Annotated in this window: 20 protein-coding genes; 17 read left to right on the top strand and 3 right to left on the bottom strand. The window is 43.9% G+C overall.

Annotated elements, in window-relative coordinates:
• Window positions 1-21 precede the first annotated feature (21 nt).
• From JI665_RS16050 to hxlA, 7 genes are all read left to right on the top strand, one after another.
• Window positions 22-516: a TRAP transporter small permease gene (locus tag JI665_RS16050; protein ID WP_206840778.1), complete on the top strand. Its 495-nt coding sequence runs from the start codon at window positions 22-24 to the stop codon at window positions 514-516.
• Entirely contained in the window at window positions 513-1,787 is a 1,275-nt protein-coding gene (locus JI665_RS16045; protein WP_206840777.1) for a TRAP transporter large permease, read from the top strand. The genes JI665_RS16050 and JI665_RS16045 overlap by 4 nt, the downstream gene beginning before the upstream one ends.
• Window positions 1,788-1,798: 11 nt before the next feature.
• Window positions 1,799-2,818 carry a zinc-binding alcohol dehydrogenase family protein gene (locus JI665_RS16040; RefSeq protein ID WP_206840775.1) on the top strand — a complete coding sequence of 340 codons (1,020 nt, stop codon included), beginning with the start codon at window positions 1,799-1,801 and terminating at the stop codon, window positions 2,816-2,818.
• A gap of 11 nt (window positions 2,819-2,829) precedes the next feature.
• The gene (locus JI665_RS16035; RefSeq protein ID WP_206840773.1) at window positions 2,830-3,465 is read left to right on the top strand and encodes a bifunctional 2-keto-4-hydroxyglutarate aldolase/2-keto-3-deoxy-6-phosphogluconate aldolase; all 636 of its coding nucleotides are present in this window, start codon (window positions 2,830-2,832) and stop codon (window positions 3,463-3,465) included.
• Window positions 3,462-4,523 (top strand): mannonate dehydratase, encoded by a 1,062-nt coding sequence (gene uxuA / locus JI665_RS16030; RefSeq protein ID WP_206840771.1) that lies wholly within the window; start codon window positions 3,462-3,464, stop codon window positions 4,521-4,523. Before JI665_RS16035 ends, uxuA begins: the two co-directional genes overlap by 4 nt.
• An 11-nt stretch (window positions 4,524-4,534) precedes the next feature.
• The gene (locus JI665_RS16025; RefSeq protein WP_206840769.1) at window positions 4,535-5,374 is read left to right on the top strand and encodes an SDR family oxidoreductase; all 840 of its coding nucleotides are present in this window, start codon (window positions 4,535-4,537) and stop codon (window positions 5,372-5,374) included.
• A gap of 90 nt (window positions 5,375-5,464) precedes the next feature.
• A complete protein-coding gene (gene hxlA, locus JI665_RS16020; RefSeq protein ID WP_206840767.1) occupies window positions 5,465-6,091 on the top strand; it encodes a 3-hexulose-6-phosphate synthase in 627 nt (208 codons plus the stop codon).
• Window positions 6,092-6,130: 39 nt separating this feature from the next.
• On the opposite strand, the gene JI665_RS16015 is transcribed toward hxlA, so the two are convergent.
• On the bottom strand, window positions 6,131-6,652 hold the full coding sequence (locus JI665_RS16015; protein WP_206840765.1) for a DUF2529 domain-containing protein: 522 nt from the start codon (window positions 6,650-6,652) through the stop codon (window positions 6,131-6,133).
• A 216-nt stretch (window positions 6,653-6,868) separates the two neighbouring features.
• On the opposite strand from JI665_RS16015, the gene JI665_RS16010 reads away from it, so the two are divergent.
• The 9 genes from JI665_RS16010 to JI665_RS15970 all read left to right on the top strand — a co-directional run bounded on the left by JI665_RS16010 (window position 6,869) and on the right by JI665_RS15970 (window position 15,742).
• Entirely contained in the window at window positions 6,869-7,246 is a 378-nt protein-coding gene (locus tag JI665_RS16010) for a response regulator (protein ID WP_206840763.1), read from the top strand.
• A 254-nt stretch (window positions 7,247-7,500) separates the two neighbouring features.
• Complete coding sequence (locus JI665_RS16005) at window positions 7,501-8,358, top strand: class II fructose-bisphosphate aldolase (protein WP_019380596.1); 858 nt, start codon at window positions 7,501-7,503, stop codon at window positions 8,356-8,358.
• 194 nt (window positions 8,359-8,552) lie between these two features.
• Window positions 8,553-9,197 carry a fructose-6-phosphate aldolase gene (fsa, locus tag JI665_RS16000; RefSeq protein ID WP_206840761.1) on the top strand — a complete coding sequence of 215 codons (645 nt, stop codon included), beginning with the start codon at window positions 8,553-8,555 and terminating at the stop codon, window positions 9,195-9,197.
• 529 nt (window positions 9,198-9,726) lie between these two features.
• Entirely contained in the window at window positions 9,727-11,013 is a 1,287-nt protein-coding gene (locus JI665_RS15995; protein WP_206840759.1) for a UDP-N-acetylglucosamine 1-carboxyvinyltransferase, read from the top strand.
• A 170-nt stretch (window positions 11,014-11,183) separates the two neighbouring features.
• Window positions 11,184-12,146, top strand: coding sequence for a class II fructose-bisphosphatase (gene glpX, locus JI665_RS15990; protein ID WP_009332282.1), 963 nt, complete (start codon window positions 11,184-11,186; stop codon window positions 12,144-12,146).
• Window positions 12,147-12,550: 404 nt separating this feature from the next.
• Entirely contained in the window at window positions 12,551-13,819 is a 1,269-nt protein-coding gene (rho, locus tag JI665_RS15985) for a transcription termination factor Rho (protein ID WP_113882361.1), read from the top strand.
• A 162-nt stretch (window positions 13,820-13,981) separates the two neighbouring features.
• Entirely contained in the window at window positions 13,982-14,194 is a 213-nt protein-coding gene (gene rpmE, locus JI665_RS15980; RefSeq protein ID WP_009332279.1) for a 50S ribosomal protein L31, read from the top strand.
• Between the two features lie 204 nt (window positions 14,195-14,398).
• Window positions 14,399-15,019 (top strand): thymidine kinase, encoded by a 621-nt coding sequence (locus tag JI665_RS15975; protein ID WP_206840757.1) that lies wholly within the window; start codon window positions 14,399-14,401, stop codon window positions 15,017-15,019.
• Between the two features lie 282 nt (window positions 15,020-15,301).
• Window positions 15,302-15,742, top strand: a complete 441-nt coding sequence (locus JI665_RS15970; protein ID WP_206840755.1) for a hypothetical protein — start codon at window positions 15,302-15,304, stop codon at window positions 15,740-15,742.
• Between the two features lie 29 nt (window positions 15,743-15,771).
• Here JI665_RS15970 and JI665_RS15965 read toward each other — a convergent pair whose 3' ends face one another.
• Window positions 15,772-16,734, bottom strand: coding sequence for a multidrug resistance efflux transporter family protein (locus JI665_RS15965; RefSeq protein WP_206840753.1), 963 nt, complete (start codon window positions 16,732-16,734; stop codon window positions 15,772-15,774).
• Window positions 16,735-16,745: 11 nt separating this feature from the next.
• The gene (locus tag JI665_RS15960) at window positions 16,746-17,399 is read right to left on the bottom strand and encodes a GntR family transcriptional regulator (RefSeq protein ID WP_206840751.1); all 654 of its coding nucleotides are present in this window, start codon (window positions 17,397-17,399) and stop codon (window positions 16,746-16,748) included.
• Window positions 17,400-17,618: 219 nt separating this feature from the next.
• Between JI665_RS15960 and prfA the strand changes: the two genes are divergently transcribed.
• The gene (gene prfA, locus JI665_RS15955) at window positions 17,619-18,692 is read left to right on the top strand and encodes a peptide chain release factor 1 (protein ID WP_009332270.1); all 1,074 of its coding nucleotides are present in this window, start codon (window positions 17,619-17,621) and stop codon (window positions 18,690-18,692) included.
• Window positions 18,693-18,695 lie beyond the last annotated feature (3 nt).

Here is an 18,695-nt window from a genome sequence, read left to right as displayed (position 1 = left end):
ATTAAAGGAAGGAATGAAAACATGAAGATTCGAATTTGGCTTGACCGAATATTAGCCTTCTTGACTGTTATGAGTTTTTCAGGGGTTATTATCGTGGTTACCATCCAAATCATGTCGCGCTATCTTCCCTACACAGCCATTTGGACGGAAGAGCTTACGCGATATTTGTTTATATACTCCATTTGCTTTGGGGCACCGCTAGCTTTGCTTCGAGGCGAGTTTATTAATGTGGATCTGATACTCGCAAAAATGTCACATGCTTTTCGCCGCTATTATGAAATTGGAATTTATTTGCTGATTATATTGCTAAGCGGGGTTCTCGTTAAAGAAGGATGGTTCTTTACACAGCTAGGGGGAAACCAGACTTCAGCTACAATGCCTTTTCAGATGTCGGTAATCCACGCTGCAATATTTATCATGAGTTCATTTTTATTATTGTATTCAATTGTCAAAATCATTAGGCTAATTCGAAATGAAGAAGACTTTAATTCACAAATGGGTGGTGGGGAGCTATGATGGCAGCCATTTTGTTTTTCTCGTTCATAATTCTGATATTCCTGGGCGTGCCAGTAGCATTCAGCCTTGGGCTGTCTTCACTTTTTTATTTAATTCTGGCTGATATCCCGTTAAGCATCATTCCGCAAAAAATGTTTGGAGGACTAAACTCCTTTGTTTTGCTCTGTATTCCCGGGTTTATTCTGGCAGGAAATTTAATGAATGCTGGCGGTATTACGGATCGCATCATTCAGTTTGCAAATAATTGCTTCGGCCATATCCGCGGGGGCCTTGGCTTAGCAAATGTAGGATCCTCAATGGGATTTGCAGGCATTTCAGGTACAGCATTGGCAGACACAGCCAGTATAGGAGCTATTCTTATTCCTGCGATGAAAAAAGAAGGGTACGGAGCAGGTTTTTCTGCAGCTGTAACGGCATCTTCATCAACTGTTGGCCCGATTATTCCTCCGTCTCTTCCAATGATTATCGTGGGGACACTTGCGTCAGTATCTATTGGCGACCTGTTTTTGGCCGGTGCTCTGCCAGGGATATTACTTGGACTGGGATTAATGATTCCAACCTATATTATTTCTGTTAAAAGAAATTATCCCAAAGGGGAAAGAAAGTCATTAAAGGAAATATGGAAAAGCTTCACTGGAGCGTTCTGGGCACTATTTATGACAGTTATCATTATGTATGGAATTCTCGGAGGCTACTTCACACCGACTGAAGCTTCTGTCATTGCAGTATTGTATGCCTTTGTCATTGGAATCTTCGTTTATAAAGAGCTTCCAATTAAAAAAATTCCGGAAATTATGCTCTCTTCCATGACAGGTACGGCTTCTATCATGCTTCTCGTAGGCTTTGCCAACCTGTTTGGCTGGATTATGGTAAGTGAGCAGATTCCTCAAATGGTTGCAGATGCAATACTGGGGATCTCTTCAAACCCAATTGTCGTTATTCTATTGATTAACTTGCTGCTGTTATTTGTTGGAACGTTCATGGAGACGATTGCGGCTCTAGTCATCCTATTCCCGGTGTTATTGCCAGTAGCGGCTTCCATCGGAATGGATCCGGTTCAATTTGGTGTCATGATGGTATTGAACCTTGTTATTGGACTTGTAACGCCTCCGGTTGGTGTATGTCTATTCGTAGCATCACAAATTGGCAAGATCTCAATTGGGAAAACAGCAAAAGAATTACTGCCATTTTTAGGTGTCAGTCTGGCAGTCTTAATGCTTGTGGCTTTTGTGCCGCAAATCTCACTGTTTCTTCCAAGTTTATTTGAATAGGGGGCAGTAAAATGAAAGCAGTTCAAATTCCAAGTGCAATGGAAATGGAAGTTATTGATATAGAAACACCAGTTATAAGCAATCCCGATGAAGTCCTGGTGGAAGTGAAAAGGGTCGGAATATGCGGTTCTGATATGCATATTTACCATGGGACAAATCCGCTTGCCACTTATCCAAGAATTGTTGGCCATGAAGTGGCCGGTGAAGTCGTTGAAGTCGGATCAAATGTTTCAGGAATAAAACCTGGTGACCATGTTGTAGTGGAGCCAATCCGCTACTGCGGAGAGTGCTATGCATGCCGGAAAGGGCGCCCGAATGTATGTCAGTCTTTATCTGTTTTTGGTGTTCATGAAGATGGAGGCTTGCGGGAATTCTTCGTACTGCCTGAAAAACAGCTACATATTGTGAATTCATCTTTAGAATGGGATGAAATCGTATTGGCTGAACCCTACACCATTGGAGCTCAAGCTGTGTGGCGCGGGGGCGTTGAGGAAGGAGATACTGTATTCATCCAGGGAAGCGGCCCGATAGGCATATGCATTTTAAAAATGGCTAAGCTGCAGGGAGCAAGAGTCATCATCAGTGATTTGAAGCAGGAGCGACTGGCATTTGCCAAGGAAAATGGGGCAGATGAAATCATTAATGCATCGGAAGAGTCTGTAGAAGATCGGGTATTGGAATTGACAGATGGTGAAGGGCCAAATGTTGTGATTGATGCAGTATGTCTGCCTTCCACCTTTGAGCTTGGCGTAAATCTTGTATCGCCTGCCGGCACAGTAGTTGTGCTGGGATTTGATGAACGGCCCTCATCCATTCCGCAGCTTCCAATCACTAAAAAAGAAGTAACCATTGTCGGTTCACGGCTTCAGACAAACCAATTTGAAAAGGTTGTATCTCTGCTGAATGCAGAAAAGCTTCAATCAAACGGTTTTATTACCCACCATTTTCCGATAAGTGAAGTGAAGGAAGCATTCCAATATGTAGAGAACAATCCTGACCAGGTTCGAAAAGCAGTTATTGTTTTCGATTAAGGGGAGATTAGATGAACTTAAAAATAGAGAAACTTAATCAGCTGACAGAATCGAAAGTGGTTGCAGTTGTGCGCGGAAAAACACCTGAAGAAGCGATTGAAATTTCGGAGGCAGCCATAGCAGGAGGTTTTCGTGCTATTGAAGTGACTTATACTACACCTGAGGCGGAAAAAGTGTTTCAGACTTTAAGAGGCTCAGACGGTATAATCGGGGCTGGGACAGTTCTGGATTCGGAAACAGCCCGTCATGCTATTTTAAATGGGGCGGAATTTGTAGTGAGTCCGCATTTTGATAAGGATATAGCCTTGCTTTGCAATCGATACAGCATTCCATATCTTCCTGGATGCATGACCATAACTGAAATCGTGACAGCTCTCGAATACGGCTGTGACATTGTAAAGCTGTTTCCGGCAAATCGCTTTGATCCATCATTTATCGGTGCAGTCAATGGACCCCTGCCTCAGGTGAGCATCATGCCCACTGGCGGTGTGAATCTGGATAATGTCAGTGCGTGGCTTGAAGCTGGCGCTGTCGCAGCCGGTATTGGAAGTGACTTAAACAAGGCTTACAAAGCCGGCGGCAAAGAGTCGGTAAAAGCACTTTGTGAAAAATATGTCGAAGCAATTAAGGGAGGCGGCGGAAAATGAATATGACCTTTCGCTGGTATGGAAGGGATAATGATACCGTAACTCTTGAACAAGTGAAACAGATACCCAATGTGAAAGGAATCGTTTGGGCCCTTCACAGAAAACCTGTCGGGGAAGTTTGGGAAACAGATGAGATTAAATCGGAAGTTGAGTATATAAAGTCCTTTGGGTTTCATGCAGATGTGGTGGAAAGTGTTAATATACATGAATCTATTAAGCTTGGAAACAATGAAAGGGACCTACATATAGAAAATTATAAGAAAACCATTCGGAACCTGGGTGAATTTGGGGTTAAAGTTATTTGTTATAACTTCATGCCTGTCTTTGATTGGACGCGGACTGACTTATACCGTGCACTTCCAGATGGCTCAACGGCATTGTTTTATGAAAAAAACAAAGTGGAAAATCTGGATCCGCAGGATTTAATTAAAACGGTTTCCGAGGCTTCTGATTTGACTCTTCCTGGCTGGGAGCCTGAGAAAATGTCCCGGATTAAAGAGTTATTTGCAGCGTATCAGGATATAACGGCAGAGGACTTGTGGGACAACCTGCGCTATTTCCTAAAGGAAATACTGCCAGTGGCAGAAGAAGCAGGCATCAAGATGGCAATCCACCCGGATGATCCGCCCTGGTCCATTTTTGGCCTGCCGCGTATCATGACCGGAGAAGAAAGTCTGCAGAAACTCCTATCTATTTCCGGCTCTCCCTCCAATGGCATTACATTTTGTACAGGATCTCTAGGAGCTAATCCGCAAAATGACATGGTTGACCTGGCAAGAAAATTTGCCGCAAGATCACCATTTGCACATATCCGAAATGTAAAGATATTCGACAATGGCGATTTTATTGAAACTTCTCATCTAACAGCAGATGGTTCCATCAATATTAAAGGGGTCGTCAAGGAGTTATCAGAGATTCAATATGAGGGGTACGTGCGTCCTGACCACGGCAGGCATCTTTGGGGTGAAGAATGCAGACCAGGTTACGGATTATATGACCGGGCTCTTGGAATCATGTATCTTCACGGATTATGGGATGCCTATCAATCTGAGAAATAAGGAGAATGCTAATGTTTCCAATACACGGAAATTTAAATGGAAAAACAGCTGTAATTACGGGCGGAAGCGGCGTGCTATGCTCGGAAATGGCCAGGGAGCTTGCAAGACATGGGGTGAAAGTGGCCATTCTTAATCGTACGGCAGAAAAGGGAGCTGTGGTATCAGCCGAAATTGAGAAAGCAGGGGGGACAGCGATTGCTGTTGCAGCAGACGTCTTAGATCGTGAATCCCTGGAAAAGGCAAGGGAAGAAGTGATCAGCCACTTTGGCAGGGTGGATATATTAATTAATGGTGCAGGCGGGAATCACCCGGATGCCATTACTTCTGTAGAAACCTATAATGTGGAGTCTTCTTCTGAAAAGTCCTTCTTTGATATGGATGAGAAAGGCTTCTCCCAAGTATTTGCCAGCAACTTTACAGGGACTTTTTTAGCCAGCCAGGTTTTTGGCAAAGAACTGCTAAAGCAGGAATCACCTATCATTATTAATATCTCATCAATGAGTTCATATTCGCCAATGACAAAAGTGCCTGCCTATAGTGCAGCCAAATCAGCCATTAATAATTTTACAATGTGGATGGCTGTGCATTTCGCAGAAACAGGGTTGAGGGTAAATGCAATTGCACCGGGCTTTTTCTTAACAACTCAAAACCGCAATTTATTATTGAATGAAGATGGTTCCCATACGGCCAGATCAGAAAAAATTATTGCTCATACACCAATGAAAAGATTTGGCCAGCCAAAAGATTTGCTTGGTGTGCTGCTGTGGCTTGCTGACGAAGAATATTCTGGTTTCGTAACGGGTGTTACGGTACCAGTTGACGGCGGCTTTATGGCATACTCAGGAGTTTAATATGAAAAATAAGCCACAGGAAGTATTCCTGTGGTTTTTGTTTCAGGCTGCTTCCTTATAAAATACAATTCTAAAAGAAGGAGAATAGAAGTGAAAATTCAGCTAGCACTTGACCGCTTAACCGAACATGATTGTTTCCGTATCGCAGATGAAACTTGTGACAATATCGATTGGATTGAGATTGGGACGGGCGTTATTAAAGAATATGGTATGAAGATAGTTCGGGAAATGAAGGCTGCTTATCCAGAAAAAACAATTGTGGCGGATATGAAAACTTGTGACGCAGGAAAACATGAGGCAGAACAGGCCTTTAAAGCAGGGGCGGACGTTATGACTGTGATGGGCTTTTCACATAACAGCACGATCAAACAGGCATTAGAGATTGCAAATGATGCTAATAAAAGAATTATGATTGATTTGCTGGGAATTAAGGACGCCAAAAGAGTTAAGAGCCTATATGATTTGGGAGCGGACTTATTTTGTCTCCATATAGGAAAGGATATGCAGAAAGAGGGTTCTATAGCGGATCCCGCTTTATTCAGACTTGTTAAAGGGTTAAATGATATCGAAGTCGCTATTGCAGGCGGGATTTCAGAAAAAACAATTGGGGAATTGAAGGATAGTATTGCTGATGTTGTCATTGTTGGAAGTGCCATTACAAGTAATCAAGCACCAAAAGAAGCCAGCTCAGCAATAAGGAACAAACTAGAAAAATGACAGCAGCCCCCGAAATTGGGGGCTGATTCTGCTCATCTATTATTCATACTCCGCCAAAATCTCTTCAATCGTAAACTTTATTCCATAATAAACAAATAAAGCAGCCATGGATGCCGGATAGCCGAAGCGGTTGCCTTCTTCATCAGGAAGAAGCCCTTTAGCAAGCTTCAAATCAATATGGACATCGGCTAAATCAGAGATGTTAACATTGTTTTCCGCCTTAACTGTGCTCACAGCCACAAAGGGAATTCCTTTTTCAGACAAAGATTTTGCCAGAGCAGCAGCGTCTTCGTCATCTGAATGTCTTGAGAAGATGATCACTCTGTCTGTTTCTGCGACTTTCGCATCACTTTCCAAAATCGCTGCATCTCTAAGCGGTTCCTGGCTATGAACGGCTTCATAACCAATGGCAGCCATTTCTTTAGTACCGTAAATATATATTTTTCCATCACCGGCGGCAGCCTGAGCCAATAGGCGTGCGCTGTCCTCGATGGAAAACTCCTCTTTTTCCTGAAGTCTTTTAAACAGCCCTGTCAGCTGGGTAGAAAACATCTTAAGCAATTATTTCACTCCTTCGCTCACTGCACTTAGCGGTTCTATTATAGTGAAAAGGGAGGAAAAGGTAAAATATTCACATTTGAAATTGCAAAAACCAGCAGGAATAATCATGTTTCACAGAGAAATTAGCTGTAGGAGAATGTATAGTTAAGTGACCTGCAGTCATAATTCAGTATGGTTTTAAACCTAAGTGCTTTTAATACGACAGGAAGAGGTGGCTTGATGAAAGGGAAAATTTTAATTGTAGATGATCAGTTCGGAATCCGTATTTTGCTTAATGAGGTACTACAGAAAGAAGGGTACGAAACATACCAGGCTGCCAATGGAGTCCAGGCTCTCGACATTGTTTCCAAGCATTCGCCTGATCTTGTTCTTCTCGACATGAAAATACCGGGAATGGACGGGATTGAAATCTTAAAAAGAATGAGAGTGGTGGATAAAGATATCCGCGTCATTATCATGACTGCATATGGCGAGCTCGATATGATTCAGGAGGCCAAGGATCTTGGAGCTCTTACTCACTTTGCGAAGCCATTCGATATTGATGACATCAGGGCAGCGGTAAAGAAATATCTACCTGTGCCTAACTCGAAATAATCCAAAATTATCCGTTTTTAAGCTGAAATTCCATCGCTATAAAAATGATAGCGTTTGCTTTATGACAATTAACAAAAACGCTCTGGAATAATGGCTTTTCTAAGTCCTTTTTGGTATGATAACAGATGAATTCCAAAGGATCGTATCTGTTTAGCGGACTATTTTAAGGGTACATATTCGATAGTGTTAAGGGGAAAACTTTAACAGTATTTAGTCTGATGAACTTAAACGATTATCAATAAGGAGGAAGAAAAATGCCTTTAGTTTCTATGACTGAAATGCTGAATAAAGCAAAATCAGAAGGCTATGCAGTAGGTCAATTTAACTTAAACAACCTTGAGTTCACTCAAGCTATCCTGCAGGCGGCAGAAGAAGAAAAGTCACCGGTTATCCTTGGTGTTTCCGAAGGTGCTGCACGCTACATGGGCGGTTTCAAAACGGTTGTAAAGATGGTTGAAGGACTGCTGGAAGATTACAAAATTACCGTTCCAGTGGCTATCCACTTAGATCACGGTTCAAGTTTTGATAAATGTAAAGAAGCGATCGATGCAGGCTTCACATCTGTTATGATCGATGCTTCTCATGATCCATTCGAACAAAACGTTGAGACTACTTCTAAAGTAGTTGAATATGCACATTCAAAAGGCGTTTCAGTTGAAGCAGAGTTAGGAACTGTCGGCGGACAGGAAGACGATGTTGTAGCTGATGGCGTTATTTATGCTGATGCTAAAGAATGTGAAGAACTGGTAAAACGCACAGGCATCGACTGCCTTGCTCCGGCACTTGGTTCTGTTCATGGCCCATACAAAGGTGAGCCAAACCTTGGCTTTGCTGAAATGGAAGAGATCGGAAGCCTTACAGGTGTTCCTTTAGTTCTTCATGGCGGAACTGGAATTCCAACAAAGGATATCCAAAAGTCCATCTCTTTAGGAACCGCAAAAATCAATGTAAACACTGAAAACCAAATTGCTTCTGCAAAACGCGTTCGCGAAGTATTAGCAGCAGATACAGAAGTATACGATCCACGCAAATACTTAGGACCGGCACGCGAAGCGATTAAAGAAACTGTAATTGGCAAAATGCGCGAGTTCGGTTCTTCAAACAAAGCATAATTAATATCATTGCATAAGAAACCGCTTCTGGATTTAGGGGCGGTTTCCCTGTATTTTATCCGGCAGTTCGCTGAGTGCCTGCTGGCGGAATTTCTGCATCCAAATGTAAGGCTTTACAGAATCACAACTTTATTTAATAATACATAGATATCCGCAGCATTAATTATCAAAATATTAAACAAGGTGGGATTATTATGAAGTTTTTCATCGATACAGCAAACATGGACGAAATTAAAGAGGCATATGCCCTTGGGGTAGTAGCAGGAGTAACAACCAATCCATCATTGGTGGCAAAGGAAAAGAATGTGTCCTTCCCTGACCGTCTGCGTGAAATCACGGACCTGGTGCCAGGCTCAGTAAGTGCAGAGGTTATCGCCCTTGATGCAGAAGGCATGATTAAAGAAGGAAGAGAGCTTGCAGCGATTGCACCTAACATCACAATAAAAGTCCCAATGACCCCCGATGGTCTAAAAGCAGTAAGTGCTTTTTCAAAAGAAGGCATTAAAACAAATGTAACTTTAATCTTCAGTGCAAACCAGGCGCTGCTTGCTGCAAGAGCAGGTGCTACTTACGTTTCTCCATTCCTTGGACGTTTGGACGATATTGGCCATAACGGTCTGGATCTCATTTCCACAATCGCAGAAATCTTTGCAATTCATGACATTGATACAGAAATCATTGCCGCTTCCATCAGACATCCTCAGCATGTGACGGATGCAGCATTAAGAGGAGCCCATATCTCGACAGTTCCTTATAAAGTCATCCAGCAATTATTCAACCATCCTCTTACAGATAAGGGAATCGAAGCATTCCTGGCAGACTGGAACTCAAGAGGATAAGGCTTTCTTCGGAAAAATAACTCTAGGAAACTGGCTTTGTTTATTTGTACTTTGAGAGCTGTCTAGCGCAAGTGCCTGCCCCCTCGAGGTGTCGGGGGTGGGCAAGGCGCTTGCGTTTTTCTTGAGCAAAGCCAGCCCCTTCACTTGTACCCCGGCTTTTAGTGCTTCTTTCTTAATTTTAACTTTTTTTGAATACAATACATGAGATTTGATTTTTCGTGTAAACTATAGGATAAAGATAATGTCGGAATCTGTAAAAAACACATGGAAAATTGTTCCTTATTCATCTTGCAATGTTGCAAAATGCAGATACATGATAATATGTAAGTGCATATTTTCCCAAAGACTATTTTTCCGATATTAAAAATAGACAAGCCTATTTGGTTTCTTATAGAATCTGGGGCTATTTTCTGGCGGAATTGGTTAGAAAAGTAGTGTGTAGCTTTTGGTGTAAGGGCTATCAATTTTTTAAATATTGAAGTCAAATGTCAGCATGTGTGTTTAACAACGGCTTAGAAGGGAGTTACAAATGGAAAAGCTAATGATTGCAGGCGGATATCCATTAAAAGGAACAGTCCGGATCAGCGGAGCGAAGAATAGTGCAGTAGCATTGATTCCAGCTACCATTTTAGCGGAATCGCCTGTGACAATTGAAGGTTTGCCGGATATTTCGGATGTACAAATTCTAAAAGATTTGCTTGAAGAAATAGGGGGCACTGTTGAATTCTCCGGAAATGATATGACAGTAGATCCCTCTTCCATGATTTCCATGCCTTTGCCGAACGGAAAAGTGAAAAAATTACGCGCTTCCTATTATTTAATGGGAGCGATGCTCGGCCGATTCAAAAAAGCGGTTATTGGACTTCCTGGCGGATGCCATCTGGGGCCAAGGCCGATTGACCAGCATATTAAAGGTTTTGAAGCTCTTGGCGCGCGTGTGACCAATGAGCAGGGAGCCATTTACCTTCGTGCCGATGAGCTTCGCGGAGCCCGTATTTATCTCGATGTTGTCAGCGTTGGAGCAACCATCAATATCATGCTTGCCGCAGTCAGGGCAAAAGGCAGAACGATTATCGAAAATGCTGCAAAAGAGCCTGAAATCATTGATGTTGCTACGCTTTTAACCAATATGGGTGCGAAAATCAAGGGTGCCGGCACAGATGTGATCCGCATCGATGGCGTAGATCAGCTGCATGGCTGCCAGCATACGATTATCCCAGACCGGATTGAAGCGGGAACCTATATGATCGTTGGTGCAGCGGCCGGAGAAGGTGTGCTGATTGACAATGTAATCCCCCATCACCTTGAGTCCCTAATAGCAAAGCTTCGCGAAATGGGCGTTCAGGTTGAAACGAACGACGACCAGGTATTTGTCGGGCCAGCTGAGAAAATGAAAGCAGTGGATATTAAAACGCTTGTTTATCCTGGCTTCCCTACAGATCTTCAGCAGCCGCTGACTTCTCTGTTAACTGGTGCAGAAGGGACAAGCATGGTTACGGATACCATTTATAGTGCCCGTTTCAAGCATATTGATGAGCTGCGCAGAATGAATGCCAACATTAAAGTTGAAGGACGCTCGGCGATCATCAATGGGCCAATCCAGCTTCAGGGCGCTAAAGTTAAGGCGAGCGATTTGCGCGCAGGCGCAGCACTGGTAATTGCCGGTTTGATGGCTGAGGGAGTTACTGAAGTCACAGGCTTAGAGCATATCGACAGAGGCTATAGCCATCTTGTTGAAAAGCTGAATGGACTTGGTGCCACAATCTGGCGCGAAGAAATGAGCAAAGAAGAAATGGAACAAATGAAGAACGCATAAATAGAGAAACATCTTGAGATATTGACAGCTGACTGATGATTGCTTGGGCCAAAGCTTAAGTGACATCAGCAGACAAATATAAATTAAGGATGGCTTTTGCGGTGCCGGCGGTAAAGACCCGGTCCGCATTCGCCATGCTGCCAGCCTTAGAATCCGGGGAGGAAGAATCGATGGAAAGAAGTTTGTCAATGGAATTAGTTCGCGTAACGGAAGGTGCCGCTTTAGCATCAGCACGCTGGATGGGCCGCGGATTAAAAGATGAAGCGGATGATGCCGCTACTTCTGCAATGAGAGATGTATTCGATACGGTGCCAATGAAGGGAACAGTCGTTATCGGGGAAGGCGAAATGGATGAAGCGCCAATGCTTTATATCGGGGAAAAGCTTGGAACAGGCTATGGCCCGCGTGTAGATGTTGCTGTTGATCCGCTTGAAGGCACTAACATCGTTGCATCCGGCGGCTGGAATGCCTTAGCTGTTCTTGCGGTAGCTGACCACGGAAATCTTCTGCATGCTCCGGATATGTACATGGACAAAATTGCAGTCGGTCCTGAAGCAGTTGGACAAATTGATATTAACGCTTCTGTTTTGGATAATTTGAAAGCGGTCGCAAGAGCAAAAAACAAAGATATCCAGGATGTCGTGGCTACAGTGCTTAACCGTGAGCGCCATGAGCACATCATCAGCCAGCTTCGCGAAGCAGGTGCCCGAATTAAGTTAATTAATGACGGGGACGTAGCTGGAGCCATTAATACAGCTTTTGATGAGACAGGTGTAGATATCCTGTTCGGATCAGGCGGAGCACCAGAAGGCGTATTGGCAGCTGTAGCCCTTAAGTGCCTTGGCGGAGAGATTCAAGGAAAACTTCTTCCGCAAAATGACGCAGAGGCTGAGCGCTGCTTGAAGATGGGCCTCGATATTAATAAAGTCCTTCTTATGGAAGACCTGGTAAAAGGCGATGATGCCATTTTTGCTGCCACAGGCGTAACAGACGGAGAGCTTCTGAAAGGCGTACAGTTTAAAGGCTCATATGGTTCGACCCATTCGCTTGTCATGCGTGCCAAATCAGGTACGGTCCGCTTTGTCGAGGGACGCCATAGTTTAAAGAAAAAGCCAAATCTTGTTATTAAATAATTTCCATAAAAGATAGATAGAAAATGAGAGCTGGCCATCTGTGCCAGCCTGCTCATTTTCATTTCCTTCCTTCTATATTTTCCATATCAAATTTAGTTATTGATTAATTTTCATATTAAGGGGTAAAATAGAGATTGTTTTTTAAATGGCTCCAGCGTCTAACCCCTCGAGGGTCGGGCAGGGCGCTTGCGCTTTTCGAAGAAGAGGATACCTCTAATATCAACTGAAAAACGGACAATAAACCGTTCCATTCCTCGAAACCTTTAATTAAGAACATAATGATAGATTCTTCAGCTATTTTCAGTGCCTCAAAGTATCTTTCCCTTTCCTTTCATATACCGTTCAATATTTATACAGCTGCATATGAAGGAAATGATTGAAAATTTCAAAAGTGTGGTGTAAAAATGGGTTTAAACATTTCAAGTTTAGAAAATATGAAGCTGAAAGAGCTTTATGAACTTGCCCGTGAATATAAAGTTTCTTACTACAGCAAGTTATCGAAAAAAGAATTGATTTTTGCCATCCTAAAAGCAAGAGCAGAGCAGGAAGGCTACTTTTTCATGGAAGGTGTCCTGGAGATCATTCAGTCAGAAGGATTCGGCTTCCTTCGTCCAATCAACTATTCACCAAGCTCTGAGGATATTTATATTTCTGCTTCCCAGATCCGCCGTTTTGACTTAAGAAACGGAGATAAGGTTTCAGGAAAGGTCCGTCCTCCAAAAGAAAATGAGCGTTACTTTGGTCTTCTGCAAGTAGAAGCCGTGAATGGCGATGATCCGGAATCAGCAAAAGAGCGCGTTCACTTCCCTGGTCTGACTCCTTTATATCCAAACCGCCATATGAAATTGGAAACAGGTACAAGACAGCTGTCTACAAGAATTATGGACCTGCTTGCACCAGTTGGATTCGGGCAGCGCGGTCTGATTGTCGCTCCTCCTAAAGCAGGTAAGACCATGCTTTTAAAAGAAATTGCCAATAGCATTACAACCAACCACCCGGAAGCGGAACTGATCGTGCTATTGATTGACGAGCGCCCGGAAGAGGTAACAGACATCGAGCGTTCAGTTGCAGGCGATGTGGTCAGCTCAACATTTGATGAAGTGCCTGAAAACCACATTAAAGTGGCCGAGCTGGTTCTTGAACGAGCTATGCGCCTCGTTGAGCACAAGCGTGATGTTGTTATTTTGATGGACAGCATTACAAGACTGGCAAGAGCTTATAACCTGGTTATTCCTCCAAGCGGAAGAACACTCTCCGGCGGTATTGACCCGGCTGCATTCCACCGTCCAAAGCGTTTCTTCGGTGCAGCCCGAAACATTGAAGAGGGCGGAAGCTTAACGATTCTGGCAACTGCACTCGTTGACACGGGCTCACGCATGGATGACGTGATTTACGAAGAATTCAAGGGGACAGGCAATATGGAACTGCACCTTGACCGCTCCTTGGCTGAAAGAAGAATCTTCCCGGCCATCGACATCCGCCGTTCCGGAACGCGCAAAGAAGAACTTCTTATACAGAAAGATCACCTGGACAAGCTGTGGGCAATCCGCAAATCCATGTCTGATTCACCGGATTTCGCCGAAAAACTGCTTCGCAAGCTAAGACAGACAAAATCGAACGAAGAGTTTTTTGCCAATTTGGCTGAAGAAATGAAGGCTAAGCGCTCGCAGTAAGAGTTCATTTGGAAAATCCAGGATGCCGAATTCGCTTATTGCAAAAAACACTTTGACTTGTTATAATGATGACAGTGTGTTTTTGAAGTTTACGGCAATTCATGATTGCCCGTAATATATAACTCTGTTTCGAATGATTCAGGGCGGAAGGAGATGAAAAGAATGAAATCAGGAATTCATCCTAACTATAAAAAAGCAATGGTGAAATGTGCTTGCGGTAACGAGTTCGAAACCGGTTCTGTTCAAGAAGAGATCCGCGTTGAAACTTGCTCTGAGTGCCACCCATTCTATACTGGACGTCAAAAATTCGCTGAAGCTGGCGGACGTGTTGACCGTTTCAATAAGAAATACGGCATTAAGTCAGAACAAAAATAATAAACAACAAAAACAGGCAAGTTAACTATCTTGCCTGTTTTTTATTGCGAAATAACCCTTATTGGATATGAAGAACTGTTTTGAGTGGACCGTTTTGCTTTGAAAAAAGCGCGAGTATAATTAAGATTAACAGCTCGACCCTTTCTTCATAAAATAATAATAACAAGCCATTCTATTAGTTAGAACGAGGAAGGAGAGCCGTTCATGTACGTTGTGAATCATCACGGATGGGTGGAAGTCATTTGCGGCAGCATGTTCTCCGGCAAATCAGAAGAACTGATTCGCCGTGTGCGCAGAGCTCAGTTTGCCAAACAGCAAATTGCTGTATTTAAGCCGCAGATCGATAACCGATACAGTGATGAAGCTGTCGTTTCACATAATGGAACTTCGGTCATAGCTAGACCCATTTCCCAGTCTACCGATATTTTTAAATACATTACAGCTGATATTAATTTGATTGCCATTGATGAAGTGCAATTTTTTGATGATGAAATTGTAAAAGTCATTCAGCACCTGGCTGACAGCGGACATCGTGTCATCGCTGCCGGACTTGACCAGGACTTCCGCGGAGAGCCGTTTGGCCAAATGCCTGCCATCATGTCGATAGCAGAAATGGTTACAAAGCTTCAAGCTGTCTGTGCCGTTTGCGGTTCACCTGCAAGCCGTACACAGCGCCTGATCAATGGGAAGCCAGCTTCGTATGATGACCCGGTTATTTTAGTCGGCGCATCTGAAGCATATGAACCGCGCTGCCGCCATCACCATGAAGTTCCCAAATCGCCAAATGTTCTGGATAAACAAAAAACAACTGAGTTTTTATCATAATTTTATACGAAGCGATCTCTCTGCCCTGGCGTGTTCCGGGCAGTTTTTTTATGGCCCAGAAAACGGAAAAATGAAGGCGGAATTAAAAATTTCAGCATGAATGCCTCATGTAGCCGAAAGTGGGAGGAGAGCAAAAAAAGGTCGTCATGAGCGGCTCAGGAAGCCGAAAAAAAGAAGCAAAGCAGTGAGAAGGTCGCCATAAAATGCTCGCTCCAGCTCTGCCTAATATTGGACTGCACATTCCTCCTTATAGCGGACATGCTATAAAAAGGAGGTGCAGTAATGAAAAAATTTAGTGTTTTCATTTTGATGCTCGCATTTCTGGCTGGCTGTGCCAACAATCAGGCAACCGAGAGTGAGTATGACCATGAGACCCAGGATGGAGTTTCATTTATAAATAATGATCTAGACCGCACCGAGGACAATGACACATTGGACCGGACGATGAGCGGTGAGCAGAACCCGAACTTTATCAATTTTGACGGCAAACGCCTGGATAATCAGGATGATATCAACCAGGCCCGCAGGGTGATTGCTGCTCACAATGGGTATCGCCCGGGAGCAGTTTGGGTAAATGGAGAGGATATGTGGGTGACTGCATACCGAAAAGGCAATATGACTCATCAGGAAAAGATTGATTCACAGGCACAATTGCATAAAGATCTCATTAAAGCTCTTCCGACTTATCACATTGAAGTAAAGGTTCAGGAAGACCGCACGTAAAAAATGCCCTGCTTACCCAGGGCATTTTTTTACGCAGCCTTTCTTTTTAATATGACTTTGTTCGAGGTTACATAACTGTGAAGCACCATGCCTGCGATCACAAGTGCCATACCTGTAAAAGAAATTCCAGACGGCAAGGGGCTTGACAGCAGCAGCACTTCACCAAGAACAGCAAAAAGGACCTCGAGAGATTGTGTTGCTTCCACTGCCCCCAGCTTTTGCATATTGCCGCGGACGAGGTCAGTGGCTGCAAAAAACAGTACCGTGGCAAAGACGCCGGAAAATATGGCGACTAAACCGGACTGAGTGACCTGGCCAAAACTGGGTACTCCGCTTGTTGCCAGGGCGGCTGCAGAAAGAACGACCCAGAAAGGAAGACTGGCAATCGTCATTCCGAGCACGCGCTGGTAGGCATCCAGCCGATTTTCACACACATCCATCATTTTGCGGTTGCCTAATGGATAGGCAAAAGATGCGATAACTAAAGGAATGATCACAAGCATCGTATCACGAAATGAAATGGAGGAGGCATGCTCGACTTGCATCACAGCAACTCCAAGAAGAATGATCAGGCTCATCATGAGACCGCGAAATGGCACTTTTCCTCTAACCTTAACAGTTCCATTTCCAGTTTGATATGCAACAAAAAAAAGCGGTGCAAGCAGGGAGCCGGAGATAATCGTAATCTGCCAGGTTCCGGCAATCAGCCAGCCGGGACCATAGGCTGCTGCAAAACATAACGGGGCATAAAATAAAGCGAAGCCAACAAAGCTCCATAACAGCCATTGCCCGGGAGCTTTTTTCATCTCAGTAAATAATGGCCGCAAATTCCCTCTGAATGCTACAATGGCACCCAAAAGAGGAATCATGAAAAAATAGCGGAGCGATGCGCTCCATAGCCAGCTTCCTCCATCCATTTCCATTGCGCGGTTTAATACAAATGTGAAAGCAAAAAAGAAGGCTGAACAAACGCCTAATAGAATAGCTTTCATGCCAGTTCACCTCATTTCCCTGTTAAAAGCCCGCCAAGGCTCAGCCAGTTTTCCTCCACCAGGCTGGATGCCAGCTGCTCCTGGCCATGCCTGCTCGCTTCCATAATTTTTTTGTGCTGCTCTACAGATTTCAGCCCATTCAAAGATCCGAATTGAGCAATTTCCAGACGCTGAATTTTGGGCATAATTCTCTTTAATGCTGAGATAATTTCGGGATTATCTGCTGCAGAAAGATAAACCTCGTGGAAGGCCTCATCTGCTTTTACTGCACTAAGAATATCCTGTTTTTTCATGGCGGCCTCCAGATTATTATTGGCTGCCTCAAGCCTCGCAAAATCACTCGGCACTAAGCGGGGAACGCCAAGCCTGGCACCTAAAGCATGCAGGGAAGCCGCCACAAGGAAGGCATGGCTGGCACCATCTTCATTTAGAGGTGTGACCCGGGTTGATGAACCGGGCGTTGATACAACGAGCCCTTCATCCTCCAGCCGCTTTAAGGCTTCCCGGACAGGAGTGCGGCTGATCCCAAAGTCTTCTGCCAGTTCCTTATCATGAAGGCGCGAACCCGGTTCAAAATCAAGCTGGATAATATTTTTCTTAAGTGTTTCGTATACTTCATCTCTAAGGGACAAACGTTTAATTGGAGTGATGTTTTTATTCTTCATAAAACCAATATATCGGATATCACAGTAACCTGCAATGATTTTTCAGAAAATTTATTAACAGGGAAGAAGTCATCCTTATTCCCGAATGGTTTTGACTGCAACTACGACCTATACTATAATTAGAATGTTATGGAGTTGCGGCTTTTTTAATAAAATAAAACTATACCCCGCTGTGACAATATCCGGCGGTTATTGGATAAAAAATTGAGGTGAATGGCTGTGTTTGATCGTCTTCAATCTGTCGAGGACCGTTATGAAAGATTAAATGAGCTTTTGAGCGATCCGGAAATTGTCAATGATCCGAAAAAGCTTCGCGAATATTCAAAAGAACAGTCTGGTATTCAGGAAACTGTTGACACATACCGCGAATATAAAGAAGTGAAAGAGCAGTATCAGGATGCGCGTGCCATGCTTGAAGAGAAACTTGATGCCGAAATGCGCGAAATGGTAAAAGAAGAATTGGCCGAGCTTGAGGAAAGAAAAGAGGATCTGGAAGCACGTCTGAAAATCCTCCTCATTCCTAAAGATCCTAATGATGATAAAAACGTTATTATGGAAATCCGAGGTGCAGCCGGCGGTGATGAAGCTGCCTTATTTGCAGGTGACTTATACCGTATGTACAGCCGCTATGCCGAGACGCAGGGCTGGAAGATCGATGTCATTGAGGCAAGCTCTACGGGCGTTGGCGGCTATAAGGAAATCATCTTTATGATTAACGGAAATGGCGCTTATTCCAAGCTTAAGTTTGAAAATGGCGCACACCGTGTTCAGCGTGTACCGGAAACTGAATCCGGCGGGCGCATCCACACTTCAACTGCAACAGTTGCGGTTCTTCCTGAAGCGGAAGAAGTGGAAATCGACATTCATGAAAAAGATATCCGTGTGGATACATTTGCTTCAAGCGGACCGGGCGGACAGAGTGTTAACACGACGATGTCAGCTGTTCGTTTGACTCACTTGCCGACAGGTACGGTTGTTTCCTGCCAGGATGAAAAGTCACAAATCAAAAATAAGGAAAAAGCGATGAAGGTTCTTCGTGCCCGTGTTTATGATAAGTTCCAGCAGGAAGCACAGGCGGAATATGACCAGCAGCGTAAATCAGCAGTTGGTACCGGAGACCGCTCTGAGCGCATCCGTACGTACAACTTCCCGCAAAACCGTGTCACCGATCACCGTATCGGCCTGACAATCCAAAAGCTTGATCAGATCCTTCAAGGAAAGCTCGATGAAGTTATTGACGCTCTGATCGTTGAAGAGCAATCTGCGAAGCTGGACAGTGCATCCAATGAGTAATCC

Origin of the sequence: Bacillus sp. NTK034, assembly GCF_017303275.1 — a bacterium.
GTDB lineage: Bacteria > Bacillota > Bacilli > Bacillales > Cytobacillaceae > Cytobacillus.
The sequence above is the reverse complement of the archived record's forward strand: the minus strand, read 5'-3'. Positions and strand labels throughout refer to the sequence as shown.